The sequence below is a fragment of the Parabacteroides sp. TM07-1AC genome (genome assembly GCF_003480915.1).
Taxonomy (GTDB): domain Bacteria; phylum Bacteroidota; class Bacteroidia; order Bacteroidales; family Tannerellaceae; genus Parabacteroides; species Parabacteroides chongii.
Map to the genome: position 1 here is coordinate 810,906 of NZ_QUKD01000001.1, position 18,904 is coordinate 829,809.

General features: G+C 40.5%; 10 protein-coding genes. 1 reads left to right on the forward strand and 9 read right to left on the reverse strand.

Annotated elements, in window-relative coordinates; genetic code table 11:
- Positions 1-208 precede the first annotated feature (208 nt).
- The 9 genes from DXD68_RS03465 to DXD68_RS03505 form a co-directional block, all read right to left on the reverse strand.
- Complete coding sequence (locus tag DXD68_RS03465; RefSeq protein WP_122360297.1) at positions 209-3,112, reverse strand: glycoside hydrolase family 2 protein; 2,904 nt, start codon at positions 3,110-3,112, stop codon at positions 209-211.
- Positions 3,113-3,318: 206 nt separating this feature from the next.
- Positions 3,319-4,923 carry a RagB/SusD family nutrient uptake outer membrane protein gene (locus DXD68_RS03470; RefSeq protein ID WP_122360298.1) on the reverse strand — a complete coding sequence of 535 codons (1,605 nt, stop codon included), beginning with the start codon at positions 4,921-4,923 and terminating at the stop codon, positions 3,319-3,321.
- Between the two features lie 14 nt (positions 4,924-4,937).
- A complete protein-coding gene (locus DXD68_RS03475; protein WP_122360299.1) occupies positions 4,938-8,012 on the reverse strand; it encodes a SusC/RagA family TonB-linked outer membrane protein in 3,075 nt (1,024 codons plus the stop codon).
- Positions 8,013-8,275: 263 nt separating this feature from the next.
- Positions 8,276-8,500 carry a DUF2007 domain-containing protein gene (locus DXD68_RS03480; RefSeq protein ID WP_122360300.1) on the reverse strand — a complete coding sequence of 75 codons (225 nt, stop codon included), beginning with the start codon at positions 8,498-8,500 and terminating at the stop codon, positions 8,276-8,278.
- A 91-nt stretch (positions 8,501-8,591) separates the two neighbouring features.
- Positions 8,592-10,115 (reverse strand): arylsulfatase, encoded by a 1,524-nt coding sequence (locus DXD68_RS03485; protein WP_410510706.1) that lies wholly within the window; start codon positions 10,113-10,115, stop codon positions 8,592-8,594.
- 32 nt (positions 10,116-10,147) lie between these two features.
- On the reverse strand, positions 10,148-11,521 hold the full coding sequence (locus DXD68_RS03490; protein WP_158585851.1) for a glycoside hydrolase family 27 protein: 1,374 nt from the start codon (positions 11,519-11,521) through the stop codon (positions 10,148-10,150).
- A gap of 80 nt (positions 11,522-11,601) precedes the next feature.
- Complete coding sequence (locus tag DXD68_RS03495) at positions 11,602-13,422, reverse strand: RagB/SusD family nutrient uptake outer membrane protein (protein WP_122360521.1); 1,821 nt, start codon at positions 13,420-13,422, stop codon at positions 11,602-11,604.
- A 15-nt stretch (positions 13,423-13,437) separates the two neighbouring features.
- Positions 13,438-16,842: a TonB-dependent receptor gene (locus DXD68_RS03500; RefSeq protein ID WP_158585852.1), complete on the reverse strand. Its 3,405-nt coding sequence runs from the start codon at positions 16,840-16,842 to the stop codon at positions 13,438-13,440.
- A gap of 219 nt (positions 16,843-17,061) precedes the next feature.
- Complete coding sequence (locus tag DXD68_RS03505; RefSeq protein WP_122360303.1) at positions 17,062-18,057, reverse strand: FecR family protein; 996 nt, start codon at positions 18,055-18,057, stop codon at positions 17,062-17,064.
- 226 nt (positions 18,058-18,283) lie between these two features.
- Here DXD68_RS03505 and DXD68_RS03510 point away from each other — a divergent pair, with 226 nt between their 5' ends.
- Positions 18,284-18,847, forward strand: a complete 564-nt coding sequence (locus DXD68_RS03510; protein ID WP_233576981.1) for an RNA polymerase sigma-70 factor — start codon at positions 18,284-18,286, stop codon at positions 18,845-18,847.
- Positions 18,848-18,904 lie beyond the last annotated feature (57 nt).

Sequence of the window (18,904 nt, forward strand, 5' to 3'; positions counted from 1 at the left end):
ACGTAATAAAGGCGGTTTACCCTATGAATTTATAAAAATAAACGAAATATACCCCCCTCCGATCACTTCCTTATTAATCCTTCACGGTATGATTTTCTCCTACAAAATAAGGGACTTTTGAATTCAAAAGTCCCTTATTTTATAATCAAAAGTCCTGTCTTAACATTTCAAAAGACCGGACCTTTTTTCAAGTATCATAGATCTATCTTTACGGATGAAAAGAAACCGTTACTTCTCCTTGTATTTTATCTCCTTTCCGCAACGGTCTGTATTCTTTTTCTGCATGAGGAATCAGGAAATTTTCCTTGCCCGGATTATTATAATCGGCAATCAATAAACGTATCGCATCGCCCTCTATCCAGGAACGAACATGCTGTGTTCCGTCAGACAGGACAGTTATGGATCTTCCCGATTTATCTTTCAATCCGGCAGAATAGATATTTTCTTTTGTGGAACGGAACAGATTTGATCCGGCTGCCGTTTGGTCATACGACCAGGAGTTTGCCGGTTGTTTGGAAGGACCGGCAAGTCCGGATACAGGCAAAGAGGTATCGAATGCTTCTGCTTCTCCCTCCAGGGCTGCGATATGATCTGTCGGATATACACTCCAATAACCTTTCCGTTTCCAGTCCAAGTGAGTAAAAGAAGAAGGCAAAGTAAATACCAATCCGGTCTGACGGGGAGAAACATCCTGAAGCATAGTGAAATCGTAAGCGAATGTCACGTTCCCATCTCTATGAAAACGATATTCCAATGTGCCTTCCGCTTCTTTATAAATTCCTTTTACTTTTATACGAACAAGATCGTCGGCAGGCAGGCAAGTAATGGATTGAGCCACCCAGTTTTCACAAGTCGGATTGTAGGGATCAAACTTTTGGTTTTCGCCAGTCATCTGGATACCTCCACCTTCTCCGTTTAACGGCAGTACCATCAATGTCGGAGATTGCAGCAACACAGCATTGTTTCCCTGACCGGCAGACAATAACCCGTTACGTTTATCCACTGTAAACATTCCGCCTTTTGACTGAACCTCGATCACGTCATCCTTTTCCATGTAAGACAATTTGCCAGCCTGAATCTGCTCCTGCGGTTTCTGTTGTTCCGGCAGAAGACCGAAGCGGTATTCATCGATGTTATAGCCACGCACGCCAGTAACGGTCAATTCCAACATCTTCGTATTCCACAAAGATTCAGGCAACCGGATTTCGAATGTTCCTTCTGAACGGGGAGCCACATCTACTGCCACCTTACCGCTCTTTTCACCCACTTTCCATTCGATTGCACATTCCGACAGATTACTGAAGTTATGGCGATTCTCCACTTCGAAACGAACCCTGCCGTCGGCAGACATATTTCCTTTTAGCCTGATCTTCACCGGACTGTAGGCTTTCTTCATTTCCCAGTATTCCGGTTTTTCACGACGCCAACCGTCTAACGGTCCCCAGGTTCCATAACCGACAGCCTTTTCTCCCGGGAGGAAAAATGTATCGTCTATACCGACCCATATAGCACCTCCCAGTACCCCCTGGCTATGATACATATCACTCCACATCCGATCCAACAAGGGTCCCCACATCGAACGAAGTCCCGGGTCGGCAGCCTGTTCCAGACGGTTATAGGCATTCAGATGGCAGAATTCATCAAAGGTGACAGGGCGTTTGCTATTACGGTATTTATCCGGTCCGGTCGGTCCGGGATAATGATGATTGGTCACTTCCAATTCGCCTTCATCCGCATCCGGTCCCCACTGGCTGAAGATCCGTGGACGGGTCGGGTCCATTTGTTTGACAATTTTTGCTGCTTTTGAAAAGAATTCTTTATACAGGAGTGATTCATTTCCCATCGACCACATGATGACAGAAGGATGGCTTCGGTTCAAGTTCACCATTTCCACATGCTGATTAATCAACCGGGCATGATCATCTTCCGTAAACTTCGTGTTATGTGCCCAGCAGAAAGGAGCCTCTACCTCCAAAAGCATACCCAGTTCATCACAAGCCTCCAATAAAGCTTCATCGGGCGGATAATGGGAAGTACGGATATAGTTTACGTTTCCACGACGGAACAGTTCAACATCTTTACGCCACATATCTTCGTTCACGGAACGTCCGCGCAAGGGCATCACTTCATGATGGCATGCACCACGCAGCTTTACCGGCATATTGTTTATATACATCTGATTGCCACGAACTTCTATCTGACGGAAACCGATACGGCGAATCGTTTCGTGCAACACCTTTTTTCCTTCTTTCAGTTGACAGGTAAAGGTGTACAGATTGGGATGTTCCGAATCCCATTTCTCCGGCTTCGGGATCAGAAAGGAGACTTCCATTTTCTCGGAAGCTCCTGCTCCTATCTTATTTATTGATTTTGTATCTTGCTTCAGTGTAATCTCTTTTCCGTTTTTATCTTTCAACGTGAATTGTAGTGAAACTCCTTTGGCTGCTGCCATCGATTCATTGGTAACTTCCAACTCGGTTTTCAGCGTGGCATCCGTGTATGTCGAATCGAACAATGTAGCGGCATGGAACATCGACAAATTCACTTCCGGCAAAGCAAACAGATATAGATCACGCGGAATCCCTCCTAACGGATGAGCTGCATACTGAGAACCGCTCGATGTGGAATCCGCCAGGCTCTCCGATTTAACCGAAACAGCTATCCGGTTCTCTTTTCCGATTTCTACCAGCTTGGTCACATCCAGTTCAAAAGCCGTAAAACCTCCCAAATGTGAACCGGCCTTCTTGCCGTTAATAAAAATCTGGCTGTCGCTGTATATCCCGTTACAACGCAGTTTTATTCGCTGTCCGTTCCAGGACGAGGGGACAGTAAATGTCCGGAAATACCCTGCTGCCTTCCCTTTCTCCACTTCAAATCCCTGCATCACCCACTCACCGGGAACTTCAATATTTTTCCAGTGATTAACCTGTTGTTTCTCCCAAAAGTTTTTCTCCGGTGACGGGTTGAATTGCCACTTTCCGGACAAAGGTATTTTTTGATTCTCCACTTTCACCGGTAAAGGGGAAAGGCGGGGAATAACGAAGTCTGTTGCATAAATCGGCAAAGCAAATAATGCAACAAGCAACAATTGAAAAAATCGGTATAACTTCATCTATATTACTATTTGATTTCAAAAGATCGTAAATACAAAGAAATATGCTTTTTCAGAATAACCCAAAACGATGCGAAACTTAAAATGATATATTTCGGCACGGATTCCATAAAATACATTCGGATAAGGAACTTAATAAAAAAAGGTGCAAACTCATTATTAAACTTGTCAAATAACAAGTATCATAAAAAGTTGCACCCTATGTATCAATACCCCGGATTCTGCTTCATATTAGGATTCCGATCCAATTCTGTCTGAGGAATCGGTAACAGATAATTTCGTTTAGCCTGGAAAATACGCTCTTCCAATTTGATAAAATCATCACTCCAAGTAACCTTTCCTGTTTTAGAATCAATTGTACCATTCCGACTACCTATAGCCCAACCATTCAATAAAGTAGGTCCTAGGTCCCAACGCTTAAGATCGAAATAACGCAAACCTTCAAATGCCAATTCTATCCGACGTTCATAACGGACTATTTTCTCATTCAGCTCCGTAGCCTCCGGCATACCAGCCCGTTTGCGAACGGCATTTATATAACGGAGAGCCTTGTCTTTATCTTTTCCGGTCTGTAAAGCACATTCGGCAAATGTGATATACATCTCAGCCAAACGAATTACGATAGCATTACCATCATGGTTGTTAGCATCAACCACCGACATCGGATAAATATACTTTTTCACCAGCAGACCACCTCTCGAAGCTGCCGCCTCTTCATGGTAATCCAGATTCTTACGATCTGCCTGACCATCAATAAATTTATCGAACGGGTTATAATAACGTCCGTTATATTCCTGCCCTGGACATAGAACGATCTTAGTCAATCGCGGATCACGACCTTTGAACGGCTCGTTCGGATTATAACCAGAACCCGTTTCATCGATATATTTACCGTTTGCCATTTGGAATGCTTCAATAAACGGCCAAAGTGCATTCAAAGCAGACCATCCTCCTTCCGTTGCCGGTAAATTCAGTTGGGGAAGCATATTGAAATAGTCATTCTTCATATACTGTACATCCAAAATAGCTTCTTTATTGGACAATTCAGCAGAAGGCCAAAACATCTCCTCATATTCAGGATACAACTCATAACAAGACATATTTATCACTCCCTCAGCCGAAGCCTGTGCCTGTTCATATTTTCCAAGATATAGTTCCAGACGAGCTTTCAACGCCAAAGCAGCTCCTTTCGTGATATGTCCTCCCGATTCTATCGTGTTTTGAACTGGCAATACGGCAGCAACAGCTTCAAGTTCTTTCAATACGAAATCTTCAACTTCAGCTTTAGGAGTTCTTGACAAATTAGCTTCTTCTGCAGAAGTTATCACTTTATCAACCAAAGGAACATCCCCGTAATACATGATCTTTCCATAATAATCGTATGCTCTCAGGAAACGAACTTCGGCCTTATAACGTTCTTTCTTATCCGCATCCATCTCTACAGCTTCTATCTTTTCCAGGAAATTATTGTATTTACGAATACGGTCGTATCTGAACCAACGGGTTGCATCACCGTCTACCCAAGGAGCATTCAATCCTGGAGCAGAAGTCGGTAATATCTGTCCGTTCCCAATAGATTGAAAGTTATAGTCAAACTGCTCATAACCATTGTCAGACGCCGCATCCATAAAAACAACATTCGATATGGCTTCCCATCCTTTATAACAGCCATTCAAAGCCATGTCTACATCTTTCTCACTCTGCCAAAATGTTGCATCCGACAATTTATCCTTTGGCGCAACATCCAGAAAACTATCGCCACATGACAATAAACCCATCATCAGTGCAAATCCTATTATATTCTTTTTCATAATCTGTGTACGTATTAAAAAGTTATATCCAAACCTATAGTATAAATAGCAACCTGAGGATATGAATATCCGGCACTACCACTCTTCACCTCCGGATCGAAATCTTTCGGGAACTTGCTAAAAGTCAATAAATTCTGTCCGCTTACATATAACCGGGCTCTGTTTAAGTGAATGTTTTTCAACAAACTTTGCGGTAAGTTATATCCTATCTGCAAATTCTTTAAACGTAGATAACTAGCATTCATCACAAGAAAAGAACTCATGACACGATTGTGAGACTGATTAATCAATATACGCGGATAATGACCTAACTGCGTTACTTGTCCATTCTCTACAATCGTACGATCGAGGTGTTTTTCCTGCGCATTCGCTCCATCAATAAATCCCCACATCGACTCACGATCTACAGTACGATAAACGTCTGCCGCTCCTTGGAAAGATGCCAGAAAATCGAAATCACGATATTTCATATTCAGATTAAATCCGTAAGTAATATTCGGAATCGTATTCCCAAGAACAACCCGATCCTCCGCATCTATCTTTCCATCATCATTCTGATCTTTAAATTTCAAATCACCTGCTTTAGAGTAAACAGAATGAACCGGACTGTTTTTAGCTTCTTCGTCCGACATAAATATTCCAGTACATTCATATCCGTAAAAAGAATTCCAGGAATAACCTTCCATTTTAATATTATCACCTTTCTCCGGATTAGGATATTTTTCAACTTTGTTTTTATTATATGCCATATAACCATTGATATCATATTCAACATTTCCTATTTTATAGGAATGTCCCAACGACACCTCTACCCCTCTGTTTCTCATGGCTCCGGCATTAGATACAGGTGCATCCAATCCAAAAATCAAAGATACAGGTACTACTGCCAAAATATTATCGGTATACCGGTCATAATAATCGAAAGAAACATTGATCAGGTTATTCTTAAAACCGGCATCAAAACCTAAATCCAGTTCTTTAGTCGTTTCCCAGGTTATATTGCCATTATTCGCTTTTGTCTGTACGGCACCATCTGCCACAACATTATTAAAATTATAATTCTGTCCTAAAGCGATCATTGCAATATATTGATAATCATCCGTACGATGGTTACCCAGCTTACCCCATGAACCTCGAATCTTCAGATTATCCAACCAATGGATATTTTTCATGAAAGCCTCTTCGGAAATACGCCATCCGGCAGAGAAAGAAGGAAATGTTCCCCAACGATGTCCTTTTGCAAACTTGGAAGAACCGTCGCTTCGCAGATTAAATTCCAACAAATATTTGCCTGCATAATCATAGTTGATTCGTCCGAAATAAGAACCTATGTTTGTTTCAAGTGCACTGCCATTATTACTCCATCCATTTGTCGAACCACCATCCAGTTCTGTCAATTCATTACTTGGAAAATTCTTACGGTATGCTTTCGTCAGATTCTTTTTATAGGATTCTCTGGATACACCCAACATACCTTTGAATGAATGTTTACCGATTTGTTTCTGATAGTTCAATAATCCCTGGAGAGTGACTGTCATCCAACGATCCAGATAATCTTCTACACTGTTAGGACCTTGTACGGAACCATCCCCATAAGTAATTTCTTTAATATGTGTTTTTCCATCATCAAAATTGTAATCAATACCGGCAATACCTTTTAAGGTCAGCCCATCAATGATCTTAAGTTCACCGAACGCACTACCCAATGCATGAGTATAAACCGATGTTGCTTTTCCTCCGGCTTCGATCCAGGCGATCGGATTACCATCAATATGACGCCCGTAAGTTCCGTCGGAATATTGATTGACAAAAGTATTAGGAATACGATTGGCCTGACGGAAGAACTGCCCCATACTATTCGAATATGGATTTGTCGGTGCTACAATCTCCCTGCGGGACAAACTTGAATTTATCCCGAACGTCAACCATTCAGTCACTTTGCTATCCAAATTGATACGGACATTATATCGCTCATGTGAAGTATTTTTCGTTAAACCATCCTGACTATAATAAGCCAACGATACTGCATAACGTGTCGCATCGGTACCACCATTCAGACTGATATTATGATTATGGGTAAATCCACTTCCCTGCAAAAGAAGATCCATCCATTTCGTATTCGGGTAATTATCCGGATCAGAGCCGTTCCGATACTTTTCAATATCTTCTGCCGTATAAGCAGGAGCTGAACCTTCATTAATTCTTCCTTCATTAAATAATTCTGCATATTGTGCAGAAGATAAATGTTCCGGTGTTCTGATTGCTTTCTGCCATCCGACATATCCGTTATAACTCAATACTGGTTTTCCTGTTTTACCCCGTTTGGTTGTTATCAGGATTACTCCGTTCGCAGCCCTGGTTCCATAAATAGAAGCTGCCGCCGCATCTTTCAAAACACTGATATTTTCAATATCGTTCGGATTGACATCATTCATTGAACTTTCCAGCCCATCGACTAATATCATCGGGTCTGAATTATTCATCGTACCTACACCACGGATACGGATAGAAGTTTCTTCACGTCCGGGCTGTCCGGTTTCTGCCGTAATAGAAACACCCGGCAATTTTCCCTGTAACATATTGGCGACATTCGTAGCCGGAAGTCCGCTCAACTGATCTCCTGACACCGCAGAAACAGCCCCTGTCAGATTTACTTTTTTCTGTGTACCAAAACCGACTACAACCACCTCATCCAGTTTTTGAGTATCTTCCCGAAGAGTGATCTGAAAAGATGACTTATTTCCTACAGGTATTGACTGTGCCAAATAACCGATATAAGAAATTTCCAGTGTTGCCCCTTCCGGAACTTCCAAAGAGAAATGCCCATCCACATCTGTTATAATACCATTAGTCGTTCCTTTTTGCACAACATTGGCTCCAATAACAGGAAGACCTGTTTCATCGACAACCGTTCCGGTAATTTTTTTACTTTTTTGCTGACTTACATCATTGTTCAACTCGGTTGTTACCGAGTTGAACTGATTATAATCAGTTCCGGCTTTTAAACTGGAGAAAGAACCTGCGCCTAACAAAGTGACAGCAAACAAATATCTTCCTCTTTTCCAAATACACATTTTCTTGCTTTCCATAATAATAATAATGTTTTAATGAAAACTACTTTACACAATGCTTAATTCGATAAAGATTTACAATTGCAAAGTAAGCTATGATCTCATTCTCAGCAGGTATCATACTTAGGACAAGAACTTTTAAATTCGGAACAGATTTTTTAATAATGTATCAAATTAGGAACTGACACCAAAAAACATCCTGTTACCATAACAATAACAAAAAAAGTCGGGTATGACTCACTCACACCCGACCTTTATATTTACAGAGCAATAACTCTACTTTATTCTTCTCCTACCAATTCAGGCAATGCCTTTTTCAGTATCTCTTTTGCCTTCTCGTAATCCTTTTCCATTACATATATCTCTCTTTGAAAACCAGGGATATTCAGTACGGAAGAGATGATCTCGTTTTTTAGAAAAGACTCAATACCGTCATTTCTCAACAAATCCTGCAACAAGGTTGCCTGGAATTCGTTATCTAATGTTACCAAATAAATTGTTTCCATACCTTTATGAATTTAGAGGTCCTTATTTCTCAAAGATATGTTTTTTTATTTGGAAAAACAAGCTTTTTAGTCGCAATCTAATACATAAACATTACATTCTAAAAACCTCTAAAGAGGACTCTTCATGGGCTTCTTTCATCCGATTCCTCATTTGTTCCACTATATCCGGATGTTCGGAAGCAACATTGACCAGTTCATTCGGATCGTTTTCCAAATCAAATAACAGGAAATTGCCTTCTCCCTCTTTTTTAATGTTAAGTATCAACCCCTTCCATTTTCCTATACGGATAGCTTTCATTCCCTGCCCTTCCGGAAATTCCCAATAAAGATAGTCATGTTCTTGTTGCTCCTTACCTAACAATTCCGGTACAAAACTAATTCCGTCCGTACGTGGAGCACCTATTCCCGCCAATTCACAAAGAGTAGGCATTACATCCCACGAAGCACAAACGTGATTACTGACAGTCTTTCCTTTAATGCGTCCTTCCCAGGTAACGATTAAAGGTACACGGATTCCTCCTTCACGCAGGAAACATTTTCCCCATCCATAGTCAGATTCAAAAGGTTTGGCACTATCAAACCAGGGGGAATCCGAACCTCCGTTGAATGTAGGACCATTATCGCTGGTAAACATGATTACCGTATTGTCATATATGCCGAGTTCTTTCAACTTATCGATAAGTCCACCAATCTGCTCATCCCAATAACTGATCATAGCCGCATAGGTTGCATGCGGATAACGACAAGGGAAGTATCCCTGCTTACCCGTATAAGGCTCTTCTTCTCCAAATTTATCGACATAATATTTTACCCATTTCTCCGGAGCCTGCAAAGGGACATGCGGCAACGGAGAAGTCCATGCCAAATAGAAAGTCGTATCTTTGTTATTCTCTACGAACTTCAATATCTCATCATACATCGGATCACAACTGTAGACTTCTTTTGTGTACTTCGCATAACTATCTTCACTATAAATATCCACACCTTTATCCAGCATCGTATTAGGGACCAGCAACTCGTTCGGTAAATATTCACGCGCTTCATTCCGGTAGAGAAAAGGAGGATAATAAGTATGCGCCTGCCTCTGACAATTATATCCGTAAAAGAAATCAAATCCCATTTTATTGGGAGTTCCCTCCGACCCCGGATAGCCGAGTCCCCATTTACCGATACAACCGGTTACATAACCGGCTTGTTTCAATACAGAAGGAATCGTCGCTGTACCAGCAGGTAAAGGACGTTGCCCTTCCAATGTGGAATCAGCCAACATAGCATGATGATCTCCGACAGCTCCCCTTTCCGACATCTCATCATTACCTCTGATATAAGCATGGCCGGAATGTAATCCGGTAAATGTAACACAACGGGACGGAGCAGAAACCGGAGAACCGGAGTAATTCTGCATGAAACGCATTCCCCGTTCTGCTAACTTATCTATATTAGGCGTTTCTATTTTTTCCTGTCCGTAACAACCCAATTCGGCATATCCCAAATCATCCGCCAAAATATAAATGATATTAGGCTTTTTAGCTACTTCTGTCTGCTCTTTACAAGAAAACATTAAAGTTGCCAGGACAGGCACACAAACATATTTGTTGTACAAAAAATGATTCATCTTTCTTTTATTTGTCATTATTCTTTATGTTGTTATTCATATCGGATAAACAGGACACCATTCCCTGGGACTTCTATCATCTTATCCAAACTTACAGATTTTCTGTCCTCCCATATATTTAAAAGACGATAATCCTTTTCCGGAGCCAACCCCAACTCTTCTTTTACAAATCTCCTGCTCCGAGTCTGTTGAGTACGATTAAAAATACCGATCCATCCGGCTTGCCGGTCTCTTTCTTTTACAGTCCAAACTTCAATGCCATTCTCTTCATAGATTAAATTGCCCATTACCCCATTTTGATTACAGGCAAGCATATCCTTGTTTGTTAACAAACGAAGAGTAAAGTCATCGATGGACACTATACATCCTCCGTAAAATAACGGAGAGGCAGCCATCGAACGTTGGGTTATAAATGTATATTTCTGAGATTCATTCAGTTCACTCCAACGATGGGTACCACGTCCGGCCAATGCTATTTCTTTTTGGTCTTTCGTCTTCCGGCCAGGAGGAGACATCAGTTGCAACTCACCAAACGGAATCATATCCAAATCCGGCCAAAAACCAGGTTCTTCTTTTCCTTGCCAACGTTTCCACGCATCAAAAGAAAGATGGATGCTATGTTGCGTATCCCAAATATCTGCAGTAACCCGCAACATATTGGCTTTCCGTAAAGCCGGCAAATCTTTCTCTTCCACCTTATCACCGGGAGAAAGGCTTAAAACGATGGGACGACCACATTGCTCAATAGCTTTCACTATTGCTTCCACTTCTCTCGGATAAGGAACAATATCATCATACTTTATGAAATCAACACCCCACCCCGCCAAGTGGCTGATCAAACTGTTATAATACGCCTGGGCTCCGGGTTTATCCATATCAATTCCATAATTATAAGTACACCAGGAACAAACATTCAAAGTGTCGGCTATATCTGCCGCCCGAAAATCCGTTCCTTTTATCGGAGTATTCAAAAGTACAGCTTTACGGGGAATCCCCCGCATCAAATGTAAACCGAACTTTAGCCCTTTGGCATGACAACTGTCGATGAGACTCTTAAAGCCATTCGGAAAGTATGTTCTTGAAGGTTCAAACAACCCATATTCATTGATATGAATATCCGATGCATGCCGCTCAACAGAAAAATGAGTATTCTCCTCCAACTCATATTCCCCAAACCAGCCATTATCGATCACAAAATAGACATACCCATAGGGTTTTAATTTTGTATTCATCGCTTCCAGGTTTGCAAAAGCTGCTGCTTCATAACAATAAACTCCATAAGAATTGAAACTATTCCATCCCATAGGAGGTTTATCCGCCAACAACCTAGTCTGTGCCTGTGTCATTGAATGCATGAACAGACTCACCCAAAAGAAAAAACAGATAGAGAAACTCTTCATATCCATAAAGATCATATTTAACGATATAGTAAAATCATGTACAAACAGGCCGCCACAAAAAGTGGCAACCTGCTATACATTACGGATCAATAATCATAACCCGGAGTTTTTCCCAAATTCGGATTTTTAGTCAACGCGCTTTGAGGAATCGGATAAACATACATATACTCTTTCCAGCCGAATCCCATGGCTACAGGATCATTGAAGAATTTTATATATCCTTCCGTATCGGTACCTCCTGTTATTTCCAGCTTCGGATAGTCAGCTTTTTTTATCCAGGCACCGGTTTGCTGTTTATTTACATATTCACCTTTATGCCACCGCTTCAGATCGTTCATTCTGAAGCCTTCAGCCATTAGCTCCACTCTTCTTTCACGACGGATTTCCCACAATACCGGATCCACTGCCTGGTCGCGCTTCGGATCGAATGAAGCATTTATATCTGAAACTTTCATTAAGGCAACACCTGCCCTCGGACGGAGTTTATTGATTGTCCGGTCAGCGACAGACTGGTCAAACTGCCCCATCTCCCATTTGGCTTCGGCATAATTCAACAAAGCCTCTTCAATTCTGAAAATCGGACAATCCGTTGTATTCTCCAGTTCACCGGCTTTTGCAAAAGAGTATTTATAGATAATATAACCCAATTCGGTCAGGAAGAACCCCGGGCTCGCCTGTTTTCTGAAGTTCGGATTATTTTGGACGATCTCGCCCGTATTCCAGTTTGTTACAGGGAGTGCTTTCACACCTGTACCGCTTCCTCCCTCACTGGTCGTTTCCAGTTTTGTCATCAGATCGATATATTCTCTGTCCTGCGGATCATCGGTATATGTCCAGGTTGTGTTAGGAGTTCCTTTATTTACTTTATAGGGAGGAGTAACCGTATAATACAAGCGTCTGTCCCTGTTCCTGAACTCGTCATACATCGTCTTATCACCGGCAAAACCGGATTCCGGGTTATAGATAGGTTTCCCATTCGTACATAAATAACTATTAACCCCATCCTTACTCATATCATAGAACCAGGAAGAACTTCTGTTATAACGATTCAGCATATGCGTACCATTGGAGGTTGCATAAGCCCTGTATAAAATAACCCCGTCGACACCTCCCAGTTTCTCCGAATTGAATAACAGGTCGTAACGACTACACACATTCGGATAGGCATCTATCAGTTTCTCTGAATATTTTATACATGCATTCAGGTAAACCTCCGGCTCCGATAAATTATGGTATTTACGCCACGTACCTTCATAAAGGGCAAAACGAGATAAAAGTGCTCTTACGACATGTACATTGATTGTATTGCTGCCTTCTCCGTCAGCTTTAATATGTTCTTCCGCCCATATCAAATCATTCAATATATTTTTTGCAACAAGATCCCTTGGATCGCGCTCTCCGTATAGGATATCCGTATCGTTTTCCGTTAAAGTATGCTCAACCCACTGTATGTCGCCAAAAGTAGATAACAACTGATAATAACGCAGAGATCTGAAAAAGAGTCCGACACTTCTCCAATAATCCTTATCTGCCTGACTCATGGAAGATGCTTCAATGTTATCAAGCATTACATTCGCCTTTCTTATAAAAGCATAATCATAATTAATCATATTTTGGGCTGGAGTCAGACGGTCGAATGCAAAGATCGACTCGTTTCCTGCCGAAGAATAAGATAAATTATCTGAGTTCCTATCCCCTTTGATTATATTGGGATCACTTTCCCCCTTATAAGAAAATTCATCAAAAATACCATAAAGATTCCATGCATACGTTTTAAAATTATCGTATGTTTTAAAAGCTGTCGCTTCCGTCTGTGATTCGATCGGGAACTTATCCAAATAATCATCACAACTTATAAACAGAGAAGAGACCAGGGCAATCGCTCCTATTATTTTTGTTTTTTTCATGACATTCATTACTGATTAAAATGAAACATTAAGACCAAAAGAATACTTCGTCATCAAAGGATAAACAGCTCCGCTCGTTGTCAGTTCCGGATCCTGTCCTTTGGCCAAATGATGCTTCGTAAAAAGATCCTCTCCACTGACAAACACTCTGACCTGATTGATCTTTATACGAGTTAACCATTCTTGCGGGAATGTATATCCTAACGTGATATTCTTAATTCTCCAATAAGCGCCATTGGACAAATATTTCGTTTGAGTATATCTGTTACGTGCCGAATTTTCACCGTCGCGTTGATAAATACGCGGGTAATAGCTATCAGTTTTATCCGGCATCCAATAATCGAGTGTATTAGCATGCAAAGCTGCAAACTCTCCGCATAGAGGCCATGAAAGCTGGCTGACAGCCCATACGTCTCTTTTTCCTATACCTTGAATAAAGAAAGAAAAGTCAAAACCTTTCCATGCGGCACCACCTGTGATACCAAAATGATACCGTGGGGTATTATTGCCGATTATCTTCCGGTCACCCGGATTATGAACCGTATTCTCTTCCTGAGAAATATCACCGCTTCCATTCAGGTCCTTATACAGAATATCACCAGGATTGGGAGTTGCCGTCCCTTTAATATAAGGTATACCGTCTTTTAATTTTCCGTTTTTCAAATTGGCATCCAGGGAACCTTCGACGAAATCATCGACTGTATAATAACGGTCTGTTACATATCCCCAAATCTCACCCATTTTCTTTCCTGTATAGAAGTTTGCATCTTTCTCTCCGTCAGCATCCGTATCCCAGTTATTAGCCAGATTACCCGTCGCGTTCTCAAATCGGGTAATAGTTGCCTGCGAATCAAACAGATTAAAGCCGATCGAATAATTTACACTACCTATCTTATCTCTCCAATCCAATTGCAATTCCCATCCCTTAGTCTTCAAATCGGCAGAGTTCATAAAAGGAGCAGTCGTTCCCAATACATCCGGCAGGTCAGCTGACGGTCCGAACATATCTTTTGTCCGTCTTACATAATAATCGAATGAAGCAGTAAATCTATTCTTAAACAAACCGAGGTCGATACCACCGTTTACTGTCTGCACTTTCTCCCAGGAAAAATTCTGACTAACCAGTCCGGGAGTATTCAATGTCCAGAACTGAGTTTCTCCGCTTCCCAACCAGATCGATTTAGCAGGGCTCATAACCGACAGAAATTGATAAGCCGGAATAACCTGGTTGCCGATATTACCATATGTTCCTCTTAATTTCAAATTTGACAGAAAATCAATATTCTTCATAAAGTTTTCCTCTGACAAACGCCAGGCTAATGAGAAAGATGGGAAAAAACCGAACCGATGTCCGCTTGGAAATTTGGAAGAACCGTCATAACGCCCATTCGTTTCAAATAAATACTTTCCGTTATAATCGTATGTCAAACGATAGAAAGCTCCCAGAATAGCATATTCGGAATAACTATCCTTTCCGTCCAACGTCCCCGTGGCACTGGAGATTGAAGGCAGATCCGGATTGATCATATCCGTTTTACTTTCCCAAAGTAACTCATAACGGTTGTTCTCACTATTGAAACCACCTGTTAATGCAAAATTATGTCCTCCAAATTCTTTCTCATAAGAAGCATAAATATTGGCAGCCATATATTGCGTATTACTCATATCCTTACGATAGAAAGAGTTTGTTCTGGTCGACTCCACCAGGAAATTCGTTCCCTGTACGAAATCAACCTTCTTGTCATAACGATCTTTTCTCGTATTTTTCTTGTCGTAGGTGAACTCACCGATAATTTTCAGATCTTTCAATGGGGACACTATTATTTTTCCCAATGCACGGAACACTTCGTCATTCGTTTCAATAGGTTCCAACAGATTGATCAGATTTCTGGGAGTTCTGAAAGGCAATTCTTCATCTCCAGTATTATAGTAACCCAGCGGAGAATATCCGGGTAATTGAGTCATTATATTCCACGGATCGCCACCTCCATTTGTATTCGGTGCAGAAGTTTTACCTTTCGCATAGTTGATTGTTAACTGGGCAGTAAGCCATTTTGTAACATCCGAACTCAGATACGAGCTGATATTCATTCTCGTGTACCTGTCTTTATCAGACACGAGTACACCATTCTGATCGGTATAACCAAATGAGAAACGATAAGCAGTCCTGGCTGTCCCGCCATTTACTGAAAGGTTATGCATTTGCTCAAAACCTCCGCCTTTCTGTGTCATATCCTTTGCTATATCATTCAGTCTTAGCTGATAAGGAGTACTTCCTTCCATCGTATAACCATCCGGATATTTTGAGGGATTTTGTTGATATTCATCCAGATAAGACAACCATTTATCCACATCCTGTCCACTCCAGTATGTCGAATAACCGAAATCCTTAAAAGCCTTTACTGTTTCATATACTCCTGCTTTTTCTATCAGCTCATAAGGTTTGCTGACAGTCAGGTTGGTTGAATAATTAAACCTGGGGGTTTCATCCTTACTACCTTTCTTTGCAGTCAATAAAATCACACCATAAGCAGCTCTGGCACCATAGATGGCAGCAGAAGAAGCATCTTTCAATACCGTAATAGACTCAATATCATTCGGGTTGATCGTATTGATATCTACCGGAACATTGTCCATCAAAATCAGAGGTTCAGCTCCGGTTATATTGGTCGTTCCACGGATATTGATCTTGCTGCTTGCTCCTGGAGCTGCATTTTCTGTTTTGATTTGTAACCCAGGTACAGCCCCTTCCAGTGCTTTCGACATAGAAGTCACCGGTCGGCTACCTACCACATTATCCATATTGGCTACAGAAACAGCTCCCGTCAAATTCGCTTTTTTCTGTGTACCGTAACCTACTACCACCACTTCATTCAGACTCTGTGTATCTTCTGCTAGAACGACATTTAAGGTTGTTTTACCCTTCAATGCGATTTCCTGTGGCTTATACCCTATATAAGATATGATAATTTCCGCATTATCGGAAGGAACTTCCAGCGTAAATCCTCCGTCAATATCTGTAATAGTACCGTTGGTAGTGCCTTTCACTGAAATATTTGCCCCGATGATACTTTCTCCGGTATGATCTTTTACCGTACCTGTTATCTTATGGGATTTCTGTGTGGGTTTAGGAGTCAATAATATCTTTCTGTTTTCTATCCGGTAGGAATAATCTCTGAATACATCGCTTAATATTCCTTCAATATTCCCTTTCCGAATATTGACATCTACCTTTTTGGTCAAATCGACCTCTTCCGTACTATAAAAGAAAACAAATTCAGTTTGCTTTTCGATGGCCTGTATAGCTTCTTTCAGCGAAACATTAGATAAATGTAAATCAATAGATGCTTTTTGTGCATAACCATTAACCGCTGATAATTGAAGAAAAGTAACAGAGACCAAAAATAGTATTAGTTTCATTTTCCTAAATGAATTAATGTTAAGAAAGGGCATATCATTCCCTCTCGTGGATTTTTTTTTCATATGTTTGTATTGCTTTAAATTAATAAGAAGCTCCCGATTGTCGCATTTTGAGAGCTGATTTTAATTACACACATTAGGCGGATGTTTCCAGCATCTGCCTAATTTTTTTCATTTTGACATTTATATCATAGGCTATCAGATTTAAAAAGGTGAATATTATATTTTATAAAGAACTATGGTATCGTCTTTTATGGTATAATCGATACGAACCAATATAGACAACATCTTCAGGATTTCCTCTTTCGATTCATTTCGTATCGTCAATGAATACCTGGAATCCAAAGGAACCCCCTGTTTACAGGAAATAGAAATGCCGTACCATCGTTCCATTTTCCGAAGGATAGTGGAAAGACGTTCATCCGCAAAGACTAACTTTTCTGCAGTCCATAATGCATATTCGGCAGCATCTACCCGATCTACTGTATAACGGTTTGTCTGCCTGTCGAGAGATAACTTTTCATTTGGAGAAAGAACACGCCTTTCTCCGTTACTTTTCATCATAACTTCAACTTTACCTGACAACAGAACAGTTTCCGAAATATTTTTCTTTTCATAATTCTGAACATCAAAACGAGTACCCAATACTTTGACCGACATATCGGATGTCTCTACATAAAAAGGAGCTTTTACATTTGGCGTTACCTCAAAATAACCTTCTCCTATTAGTTTCACTTTACGAACTCCCTCTTCAAATTGATCCGGGTAAATCAATTTACTATTACTGTTCAGCCATGCCAATGTACCATCCGGCAATGTCACAGAACCTTTGTGTCCGGGTCCCATAATAGCCTGGTTCATGACAACATTCACTATTTGAGATGTATGTGGTGTACTCTCTTTTCCAATAAAAAATGCCATGGCGGAACAGGCTATCAGCAAAGCGATCGAAGCTGCAATCTTTACCAAACGTATAGAGATACCATTTTTACTCTTTCTATTTTCAAATGCCAGTGCATTTTCCCTGAAACGGCTGAAAGCATTGGCACTTTCTCCATAACGTGAAGAGACAGAGGCTTCCGATGCAAACCATAAATCTCTCGTTGTGGCAAACTGCCGCTGATTATCTATGTTTTCATCCAACCACTCCAGTAATGCTCTCATTTCATTTTCCGTAGCAGTTTGATTCAAATATTTTATAATAATATCTTCCATTTTATTCCTTGTTTATAACTACCACATAAATCTTTCATTTATCCCTTGCCCGACACTTAAAAATAAACATCATTTAACACATAGTCTGTTACAAACAGCCGAATAAGTCAAAATTCGGATAGAAACTTGTATCGATCTATAAAATAAATATCTTTGTAGAAGAGAAAAAGCTTATTTGATCAGAGAAAAAATGCACAACGGATACGACATAACAAAAAACAAGGCCTTGAAACAAGACTTCATTTTTTTCGAGGATTTATTTCATATCTATTACTGTTCCCTACTTGCATTTGCCAACAAGTATACTAACGACAGGCAGGCTTCCGAAGATATAGTGCAGGATGTTTTTATGGCTTTATGGATGAAGCGGGACACGATCAACTTTAACGACCCAATAAAGCCTTATTTGTATAAAGCCACATATAATAAGTCAATCACCTATCTTAATTCATTACAAGAGAATGTCAATATAGACGAGCAAAATATCAAATTACAATTACAGCAAAAAATTATCAGCTTCGATCTGCAGGATTCATTATTACTGAAAGAAGTATCAGAAGAAATCATTTCATGTGTAGATACGTTGCCCAAACAATGTCGTAAAGTGTTTCTGCTAAGCCGTGGACAAGGGCTTAAAAATAAAGAGATCGCTTTACAATTAAATATCAGCGAGAAAACTGTAGAAGGACATATCAGTAAGGCTTTAGCAGAAATCCGGTCACATCTTAGAAAACTGGACTTAATGCCTATGGTAGGATATATCTTATATCAATGCATAGGAATCTCTTAAAATGAAATTCTCTAATAAAAAAGGGCTACCGTTCATTCCAACGTAGCCCTATACATT

Bases quoted from the DNA above. Each gene is read 5' to 3' on its own strand.
- DXD68_RS03505 (WP_122360303.1), bottom strand. From the start codon at position 18,057: ATGGAAGATATTATTATAAAATATTTGAATCAAACTGCTACGGAAAAT.
- DXD68_RS03475 (WP_122360299.1), bottom strand. From the start codon at position 8,012: ATGGAAAGCAAGAAAATGTGTATTTGGAAAAGAGGAAGATATTTGTTT.
- DXD68_RS03500 (WP_158585852.1), bottom strand. From the start codon at position 16,842: ATGAAACTAATACTATTTTTGGTCTCTGTTACTTTTCTTCAATTATCA.
- DXD68_RS03480 (WP_122360300.1), bottom strand. From the start codon at position 8,500: ATGGAAACAATTTATTTGGTAACATTAGATAACGAATTCCAGGCAACC.
- DXD68_RS03490 (WP_158585851.1), bottom strand. From the start codon at position 11,521: ATGGATATGAAGAGTTTCTCTATCTGTTTTTTCTTTTGGGTGAGTCTG.
- DXD68_RS03485 (WP_410510706.1), bottom strand. From the start codon at position 10,115: ATGAATCATTTTTTGTACAACAAATATGTTTGTGTGCCTGTCCTGGCA.
- DXD68_RS03495 (WP_122360521.1), bottom strand. From the start codon at position 13,422: ATGAAAAAAACAAAAATAATAGGAGCGATTGCCCTGGTCTCTTCTCTG.
- DXD68_RS03465 (WP_122360297.1), bottom strand. From the start codon at position 3,112: ATGAAGTTATACCGATTTTTTCAATTGTTGCTTGTTGCATTATTTGCT.
- DXD68_RS03470 (WP_122360298.1), bottom strand. From the start codon at position 4,923: ATGAAAAAGAATATAATAGGATTTGCACTGATGATGGGTTTATTGTCA.